6 protein-coding genes and 1 riboswitch are annotated in these 8,761 nt (G+C 70.0%); of the genes, 2 read left to right on the top strand and 4 right to left on the bottom strand.

What is annotated here, in order from left to right:
• The 4 genes from gcvP to Q0283_RS17340 all read right to left on the bottom strand — a co-directional run.
• The coding region (gene gcvP / locus Q0283_RS17355; RefSeq protein WP_298045908.1) for an aminomethyl-transferring glycine dehydrogenase at positions 1–2,566 on the bottom strand (2,566 nt) is incomplete at its 3' end.
• Between the two features lie 146 nt (positions 2,567–2,712).
• Positions 2,713–2,833: riboswitch (glycine riboswitch) on the bottom strand.
• Between the two features lie 550 nt (positions 2,834–3,383).
• Positions 3,384–4,295, bottom strand: a complete 912-nt coding sequence (locus Q0283_RS17350) for an SDR family oxidoreductase (RefSeq protein ID WP_298045907.1) — start codon at positions 4,293–4,295, stop codon at positions 3,384–3,386.
• Between the two features lie 139 nt (positions 4,296–4,434).
• Positions 4,435–5,538 (bottom strand): type I restriction endonuclease, encoded by a 1,104-nt coding sequence (locus Q0283_RS17345; protein WP_183530062.1) that lies wholly within the window; start codon positions 5,536–5,538, stop codon positions 4,435–4,437.
• 210 nt (positions 5,539–5,748) lie between these two features.
• On the bottom strand, positions 5,749–6,900 hold the full coding sequence (locus Q0283_RS17340; RefSeq protein ID WP_183529819.1) for an MFS transporter: 1,152 nt from the start codon (positions 6,898–6,900) through the stop codon (positions 5,749–5,751).
• 39 nt (positions 6,901–6,939) lie between these two features.
• Here Q0283_RS17340 and Q0283_RS17335 point away from each other — a divergent pair, with 39 nt between their 5' ends.
• Together Q0283_RS17335 and Q0283_RS17330 are read left to right on the top strand one after the other, a co-directional pair.
• A complete protein-coding gene (locus Q0283_RS17335; RefSeq protein WP_183529821.1) occupies positions 6,940–8,499 on the top strand; it encodes a TIGR01777 family oxidoreductase in 1,560 nt (519 codons plus the stop codon).
• The coding region (locus Q0283_RS17330) for a PIG-L deacetylase family protein (RefSeq protein ID WP_298045904.1) at positions 8,496–8,761 on the top strand (266 nt) is incomplete at its 3' end. The genes Q0283_RS17335 and Q0283_RS17330, both read left to right, overlap by 4 nt.

Raw genomic sequence — 8,761 nt, 5'->3', positions numbered from 1 at the left:
CGTAGTCGATCAGGCGCTTGCAGACGTCCTCGGCGGTCACCCCGGTGCGGGCGGTCAGCTCGCGCAGGTCCAGGATGCACTCGTGCGCGACCAGCCCGGTCTCACCCGTGTAGAGCACCGGGAAGTACTCGCCCAGTCGCTTGGCCACGTAGTTCGCGTTGAGCAGGGCGTAGCGGGTGGCATCGGTGAGCCCCTCCGGGCCCATCAGGTACAGGTAGGCCCAGGAGATCGGCATGACGCCCGCGGAACCCCAGGGCGCCGAGGTGATCGGCTCCTCCCGGCTGGGCAGGAACGGGACGAGGTGCTCGGCCACGGCCACCGGGCCGACGCCGGGACCGCCGCCGCCGTGCGGGATGCAGAAGGTCTTGTGCAGGTTCAGGTGCGAGACGTCGCCGCCGAACTTGCCCGGCTGGGCGAGGCCGACCAGGGCGTTGAGGTTGGCCCCGTCGATGTACACCTGGCCGCCGGCCTCGTGGACCTTGCGGCAGACCTCGCGCACGTCGGCGTCGTAGACACCGTGGGTGGAGGGGTAGGTGATCATGATCGCCGCCAGCTGCTCCCGGTGCATGGCGATCTTGGCGTCCAGGTCGGCGCTGTCGATGGTGCCGTCCTCGGCGGTCTTGACCACCACGACCTTCAGCCCGGCCAGCACCGCCGAGGCGGCGTTGGTGCCGTGGGCCGAGGCCGGGATGAGGCAGATGTCCCGCTCACCCTCACCGTTGGCCAGGTGGTACTTGCGGATGGCCAGCAGGCCGGCGTATTCCCCCTGGGAACCGGCGTTGGGCTGCACCGAGACCCCCGCGTAGCCGGTGATCTCGGCCAGCTTCTCCTCGAGGTCCGTCAGCAGGTAGCGCCAGCCCTCGGTCTGGTGGTCGGGCGCGTACGGGTGGATGGAGCAGAACTCGGGCCAGGAGATGGACTCCATCTCCGCGGTCGCGTTGAGCTTCATGGTGCACGAGCCCAGCGGGATCATGGTGCGGTCCAGGGCCAGGTCGTACCCGGAGAGGCGCTTGATGTAGCGCAGCATCTGGGTCTCGGACTTGTACGTGTTGAAGACCGGGTGGGTCATGTACTCGCTGGTGCGCTGCAGGGACGCGGGGATGTGCCCGCTGGCCCGGCCGGCGTCGGGTGCCCCGGTGTCCCCGGACTGCCCGCTCCCGGCACCGGCCGGGAGGGCCTCCGCGGGGGCGCCGAAGGCGGACAGCACCGCGAGCAGGTCCCGGTCCGTGGTGGTCTCGTCACAGGAGATGCCGACCGTGCCCGCGTCCACGAGGCGCAGGTTCACCCCGGCCGCCTCGGCGGCGTTGACCACGGTGCGGGCCAGTCCGGGCACGGAGACCTGCACGGTGTCGAAGAAGGACTCGTGGTTCAGCGTGAACCCGGCGGACTGCAGGGCTGCGGCCAGCCGGCCGGCCTGCCGGTGGGCGTGCTCGGCGATCGCCCGCACGCCGTCCGGGCCGTGGTAGACGGCGAACATGGAGGCCGTGATCGCCAGGAGGGCCTGGGCGGTGCAGATGTTCGAGGTGGCCTTCTCGCGGCGGATGTGCTGCTCACGGGTCTGCAGGGCGAGGCGGTAGGCGGGCCGGCCGGCCGCGTCCTGCGAGACGCCGACGAGACGGCCGGGCAACTGGCGCTCCACGCCCTTGTGGACGGCCATGTAGGCGGCATGCGGGCCGCCGAAGAACAGCGGGACGCCGAAGCGCTGGGTGTTGCCGACGGCGATGTCCGCACCCTGCTCGCCCGGGGGGACGATGAGCGCGAGGGAGAGCAGGTCGGCGGCGATGGCGACCATGCCGCCGCGCTCCTTGGCCTGGGCGATCACCGCGGAGTGGTCGTGGATCCGGCCGGAGTCCCCGGGCTGCTGCAGCAGGATGCCGCACAGGCCCTTCTCCTCCAGATCGGCCGCGAGGTCCTCGGGCAGGCCCGCTGAGAGGTCCGCGACGCGCACGTCCAGGCCGAGGGCGCGGGCACGGCCCTCCACCACGGTGCGAGTCTGCGGGTAGAGGTCGGCGTCGATCAGGGTGATGCCGTTGGCGTTCTTCCGGTTGGCCCGGTGCATCAGCAGCACGGCCTCGGCGGCGCCGGAGGCCTCGTCCAGCAGGGAGGCGTTGGCGATCTCGAGGCCGGTGAGGTCGGCGACCATGGTCTGGAAGTTCAGCAGGGCCTCCAGCCGGCCCTGGGAGATCTCCGGCTGGTAGGGGGTGTAGGCGGTGTACCAGGCCGGGTTCTCCAGGACCTTGCGCAGCACCACCGGCGGGGTGACCGTGTCGAAGAAGCCCTGGCCGATCATCTGGGTCTTGACGATGTTGCGGTTGGCGATGGCCCGCAACTCCTCCAGGACGGCGGCCTCGGTCCGGGCCTCGGGCAGGTTCAGGGGCTCGTGCTGGCGGATGTCCGCGGGCACGGCCTCGTCCACGAGGGCCTCCAGGGACTCGAAGCCCAGGGCGGCCAGCATCGTCTCGGCGTCCGCCTGGCGGGGACCGATGTGACGGCTGGTGAACGGGGCTGACGCGGTGTCCCGCGGCTCGTGGCGTTGACCGGTGGACGGGGTGACGATGGCGTTCATGGGTTCTCCTCCAAGGCGCTTCTCGGGCGCGGATCGGTACCTCCCCGCTCTGTCATCGACCTGAGAGATTCCGCACGTATCTGGAGGATACGTGCTTGCACCGTCGGTGGCCGAGGCGTTGGGGGCCTGGCACTTTCCAGAGACGCCGACCCTGCGCGGTACGTGGGCCTGAGAGATTCTCGGGGAGAGATTGCTCCTTCGGCGTCCGGCGCCGCCGGGTCCGGAGGCCCGGATCCTGCAGCACCGGCACTCTCCCGCGCGGGAGATGTGGCGCGGCACCAGTCTGGCACAGCCGCACCGCCGACGTCCCCCCGAGTCGCTGGGTGCGCGCGCCCTCACCCTTCCCACAGGTCAGGGTCCTGCCGCGGCAACGGTCATCGGCGTCACCGTCGATACTGCGTGGCCTCGCCGTCGACGTCCCGGCCCCTCAGGTGGACAGGGCGTCCAGGCTCTGGATGAACCGGGACAGCACGGCCCCGTCGAACGGCTCGGGGACGCTCCCGACCCTCAGCTGGGGGATCTCGTGCTCCACGTGGGCGCGCCCGGACGGCGTCGCCGCCCGCGAAGCCCGTTTCGACGGTGTCCTCGATCGTCGCCACGGCGAACCGGCCGCTGAGCCAGTCCCGGTCGGGGACGCAGTCCTGCACCGGAGACCACGTGATCCGGCCGGACTCCGTGGCAGTCCTCAGCCGCCGCAGGATCTTGGTGGCGATGGGGGCCTCGAGCTCGTTCCGCTGCATGGTGGGGCGCCGATCGTTCGTCGGGGATGTCCTGGGTGGTGGAGACGTCCCGGAGGGTCCGGTCCGCCGGAGGGGTCTCAGAACACCGGCAGCCCGCCGGTCACACCCAGCACCGTTCCGGAGACGTAGCTCGCCTCGGCCGGGTTCGCCAGGAACACGTAGGCCCCGGCGAGCTCGGCGGGCTGGCCGATCCTGCCGAGCGGGGTGTCCGCACCCATGTGGGAGACGGCCTCGGGGGTCTTGGTGGCCGGCTGCAACGGCGTCCAGACCGGTCCGGGCGCCACCGCGTTCACCCGGATGCCCTTCGGCCCGAGCTCGCCGGCGAGGTTCGCGGTGACGTTGTTCAGGGCGGCCTTCGTGGCGGCGTAGTCGATCATCGTCTCCGAGGGCTGGTAGGCCTGTACCGAGGTGGTGTTGATGATGCAGTCCCCGTGGGACAGGTGCGGCACGCACGCCCGGGTCAGCCACAGGGTGCCGTACAGGTTGGTCCGCACCGCCCGGTCCAGGTCCTCGGTCCGCAGCCCCTCGATCCCGGGCTCTCCGCGGGCCCAGTGGTAACCGGCGTTGTTGACCAGGATGTTCAGGCCGCCCAGTCCCGCGACCGCCTCCTCGGCGATCCGCCCGCATTCCTGCTCGTCCCGCAGGTCCCCGGGTACGGTCACCGCCGTGCGGCCGGCCTTGTCGATCCAGCCGACCACGTCCTGGGCGTCCTCCTCCTCCTCGGGGAGGTAGTTGATCGCCACGTCGGCACCCTCCCGTGCGAAGGCGATCGCCACGGCACGACCGATGCCCGAGTCACCGCCCGTGATCAGGGCCTTCAGCCCCTCGAGCCGGCCCCGCCCGACCCAGCTGGACTCCCCGTGGTCCGGCACCGGGTCCATGGGGGCGGTCAGCCCGGGCGGTTCCTGCTGCTGTGCCGGCATGGTCCCGTCCTGCCCGGCCATCGACTGCGCGTGCCGCGCCACCTGCGGATCCTCGTGCTGCGTCATCTCACCGCTCCCCTCAACTCACCCGAATACGGCAACGAACAGAACCGCCGTCGCTTTTGGATCAGACTATGGGGACGCCCTCTGGACCGGAATGGCCAGACCGCTCGCGTGGAGACTGATAAGCCCGAGGACCATCAGATCAAGAGGCGGTCTGATATCCGCGAACACTCTCTCGGAGCTCTTCGGCGTGGTTGTAGATGTCCACCAAGTTCGTGAGCGGAACGCGGGTCTCCGCCTTGTGTGCGTCGAAGATACCCAGGTACTTCTGAGATCGATTGAAGTGGAGGCGGGCTATGGGTTTCCGGTTGTTGTCATCCAGCAGAATTGCGAAGTAGGACTTTGCATCACGGTGCACAATACGCTCCGGACCGACCTCACTGCAGACGATGGCGCGCACGATGTGGAAGCCTTCCAGCTCTTCAACAGTGGTCTCGATTCCGTCTGCGACGACATCTATGAGATCGCGCTCGGCGATTTCCCCGCTGGTGACATTGCTGGCGAGCTCCTCGGTTGCCGCTGATGGTGAGGACTCTCCCAGCGCGGCCTTGAGACGGTCGTTGACCTGGTCCTTCAGATACTGACGGCAGGCCTTCGCGACCAAGGGGCTGAACTGGTCCCGGACCTTCTGTGTCATCGCTCCCTCATGCACCTTTGAGGCGAGGAACTTCACCCATTCCTCGTCAGGAGTCGTGAAGTAACCACCAATCACGCGTTTCAGGGCACCGATGTATTTGAGTTCTTCGGCAGCGCTGACGACCGAGTCGAGGTCAAACTCATCCTTGGAGAGTTTGCGAAGCTCCGGAATCAGTGCCTCATCAATATCATTGAGATCGAGAACCAGGAACGGCTTGGAATCCATTCTGTTGGGAGCGTCCAAGTCCGTGTAGAACTGGTATGCCTCTCCGTTGGTGAGAATGGCGATTCGCGCATTGGTCACCGCGAAGTACCTGTATAGCTGCGAGGCATGCTCGAGCGTCAGGGAACCGAGAGACTTCTTGCATTCAATGAGCATCTGCACTTCACCGTCATGGACGATCGCGTAGTCGATCTTCTCGCCCTTCTTGATGCCCACGTCAGCGGTGAACTCTGGCACCACCTCAAGAGGGTTGAACACGTCGTAGCCCAATATCGACGAGATGAACGGCATGACCAGTGCGTTCTTCGTGGCCTCTTCGGTTTCGATGACACTTTTCTGCTGTTGTAGTTTGGCCGCTAGTGAGAAAAGACGGTCAGTAAACTGCATGCTGGATCCCCCATCAAGGTGTTTGGTACACCGAGGCTATATGTCTCTGTGGACAAAACAAGGGGGGCGTCAGGGCGATATTCGAAGCCTGCGAAGTGCCGATGGCCCGCGAGCGTGATGCTTTCGCGAAAGTCTCCGGTTCGGCTTCCTCAGCAGGGGTTGGTTAAGAGTTCTGCCTGGACGTTCGCGACATTCCCCAGCCTCTCGCGGTCAGCGCCGCGACGACCACAGGGGGAGGCTGGCGGCGAGCAACAGTCCGGCGACCCCGGCGAACGTCGGCCCCGTTCCCAGGAAGGTGAAACCCAGCCCGCCGAACAGCCCGGCCAGGCCCAGGCCGCTGTCGAAGGTCATGTTCCACCCGACGCTGGCCTGGCCGCGACTGCCGGCCCGGGCGAAGGCCAGCACCAGGCTGGCGGACTGCACCGCCCCCACGCCCAGCCCCATCAGCACCAGGCAGGCCGCCAGCGCCCACCCCGGGGGCACCAGGGCCACGGTGACCAGCCCGAGCACGGTCATGACGATGCCTACGGTGTACACCGTGCCCGGGTTCCCCCGGTCGGTCAGCGCACCGGCCACCCACCGGCTCACCACCGCGGACGCCTGCATGGTGGCGATGAACAGGGCGGGATGGGCGGTGCCCCCGCCCGGGCCGAAGGCGATGACCAGCCCGTAGGCGCACATGCTCACCAGGAAGGGCAGGAGCACCGGGGCGAGCGCGGACCAGAAGGATCCCGACGCACGGTCCCTCCCCGGGGCGGGCCGCGCGGACGGCCGCGTCCCGGGCACGGAGGACCGGGAGGGGACGAACCGCAGCGCGGGCAGGGCCAGCAGCACCGCCGCGGCGGCGAACCCCCGGAACGCCTCCGGTGGCACCTGGGCGCTGAGCCACAGCCCCAACGGCGCGCCGGCAGCGGCGGCGGCAGCGGTCATGGCCCCGAACCGTCCCAGTGCCCGGCCGACCCGTTCCGGGCTCGTGACGGCGGGCACGGCAGCGGTCGCCAGGACCACGAGGACCCCGAACCCGCCGCCGACGGCCACCCCCGTGGCCAGCAGGCCCGCCGCCGGGTCCGGCACGAGGACGGCGGCACCGTGTCCGGCCGCCATCAGCAGCAATGACCCACCGATGGCCCGCTGCGGCCCCAGGCGCCGCTGCACCGCGGGAGCCGCCGGCTGGACCGCGATGACGCTGAGCATCATGACCAGCAGCAGCGCGCCACCCGTGACGGAGGACAGGCCCCGCTCCACGCTGATCGGCACCATGGTCGAGTAGCTGAGGAAGAACCCCGAGAACCCCCACAGCGCGATCCACATCAGGCCCAGCAGGGCCGGGGATCCTCGGGTCAGGGAATTCTGCGCACTCATGCCCTCACCGTAGGCAGGGCTCAGTGCAAGACTGGCCCCATGCCTGTCTTCGAGCGTCGTGTCCACCTCCCGTTCAGCCGCCGTGACGTCTTCGCCTGGTTCACCCGCCCCGGCGCCCTGGTCCGGCTCACGCCCCCGTTCGCCGGTTCGGTCCGGCGGGAGCCGGACGGGATCGACGTCGGCGCCGAGGCCCGGCTGGGCATCGGCGCCCCCGGGTCGCTGGGCCTGGGCCTGGAGTCCGCGGCCGGCCTCGCGCGCACCATCCTGCCGGTCAGCCTGCCGGCCTGGCTGGCCCCGGAGGTGCCGTGGACGGCCCGGCACACCGCCTTCGAGGACGGGACCATGTTCCGCGACGAGATGGCCTCCGGGCCCCTGCGCTCCTGGGTCCACACGCACACTTTCGAGGACGCGGCCCCCGGTGAGGCGGACACCGCCGACGGCTCTCCCGGCACCGTGATGGTGGACCACATCGAGTACGAATTGCCCGGGGCCCCCCTGTTCGGCCGCCTCGGCCAGGCCGGGCGCTCCACCGAGCACTGGACGCAGGACCACTTCGAGGCCGAGCTGGACCGCCAGTTCGCCTACCGGCACGCCCAGGTGCGTGACGACCTGGACTTCCACGCCCACCATGGCAGCGGTCAGGCCCTGACCATCGCCGTCTCGGGCGCGAGCGGACTGATCGGCACCCAGTTGACGGCCCTGTTCACCGGCGGTGGCCACCGGGTCATCCCGCTGGTGCGGCCCGGCAGCACCGCCTCCGGGAACCGGGGGCCGGCCATCTCCTGGGACCCGGCCGCCGGCAGCCTGGACCCGGACGCCCTGCGGCAGGCCGACGTCGTGGTCAACCTCTCGGGGGAGAGCATCGGCGGCCGGATGACCGAGGCCCACCGCACCGCGGTGCTGCAGTCCCGGCTGGACACCACCGGCCTGCTGGCCCGCACCCTGGCGGACCTCGCGGACGACGGCCGCACCCGGACGCTGGTCAACGGCTCCGGGGTGGGGTATTACGGGGCCGAGGCGGGCACCGGGCCGAACGGTGACGGGCTGGACGAGACCGACCCCGCCGGCACGGACTTCCTGGCCGAGGTCTGCCAGCAGTGGGAGCAGGCCACCGCCCCGGCGGCAGAGGCGGGAGTACGGACCGTGATGGTCCGCACCGGGCTGGTCCAGACCCCGGCCGGTGGCATCCTCCAGCAGGTGCTGCCGCTGTTCCTGGTCGGCGCCGGCGGCCCGATGGGCACCGGCGGGCCCTTCGGCGGCGCGGACCGGGACCCCTGGCAGAGCTGGATCTCGATCGACGACATCGTGGGGGTGTTCGCCCATGCCGCCCTGTCCGGCACCCTCACCGGTCCCGTCAACGGCGTGGCGCCGCATCCCGTGCGGGCCCGCGAGCTCGCCCAGACCCTGGGCCGGGTCCTGCACCGCCCGTCGGCGCTGCCCCTGCCGCCGGTGGCGCCGCGGATGGTGCTCGGCGAAGAGGGCAACCGCCTGCTGGTGGAGGCGGACCAGAAGGCCCGCGCGGACAAGGCCCGGGCTGACGGTTACCGGTTCCGGCACCCGGACCTGGAATCGGCCCTGCGTCACGTGCTGGGGCGGTGAGCGAGATGGGTGGCGGGAAGGACGGGAAGGAACTGGACGATGTGAAGGACCCCACGACGGGACCCGCCGTACCGCCGCCGCTGCCGGCTGTGCCCGACGCGGACTGGTCCCGGGTGCTGTGTGTCGTCGCGCACCCGGACGACATGGAGTACGGCACCTCCTCCGCCGTCGCGACCTGGACCCGGCGGGGAGTCGAGGTCTGCTACCTGCTGCTCACCGCCGGGGAGGCGGGGATGGCCGAGCCGCCGGAGGTCGTCGCGCC

The organism is uncultured Citricoccus sp. (genome assembly GCF_937871995.1).
Taxonomy (GTDB): domain Bacteria; phylum Actinomycetota; class Actinomycetes; order Actinomycetales; family Micrococcaceae; genus Citricoccus.
This window is presented reverse-complemented; position numbering and strand designations above follow the sequence as displayed.

Coding starts and splice junctions, on each gene's coding strand:
- Q0283_RS17350 (WP_298045907.1), bottom strand. CDS start 4,295: ATGACGCAGCACGAGGATCCGCAGGTGGCGCGGCACGCGCAGTCGATG.
- Q0283_RS17345 (WP_183530062.1), bottom strand. CDS start 5,538: ATGCAGTTTACTGACCGTCTTTTCTCACTAGCGGCCAAACTACAACAG.
- Q0283_RS17340 (WP_183529819.1), bottom strand. CDS start 6,900: ATGAGTGCGCAGAATTCCCTGACCCGAGGATCCCCGGCCCTGCTGGGC.
- Q0283_RS17335 (WP_183529821.1), top strand. CDS start 6,940: ATGCCTGTCTTCGAGCGTCGTGTCCACCTCCCGTTCAGCCGCCGTGAC.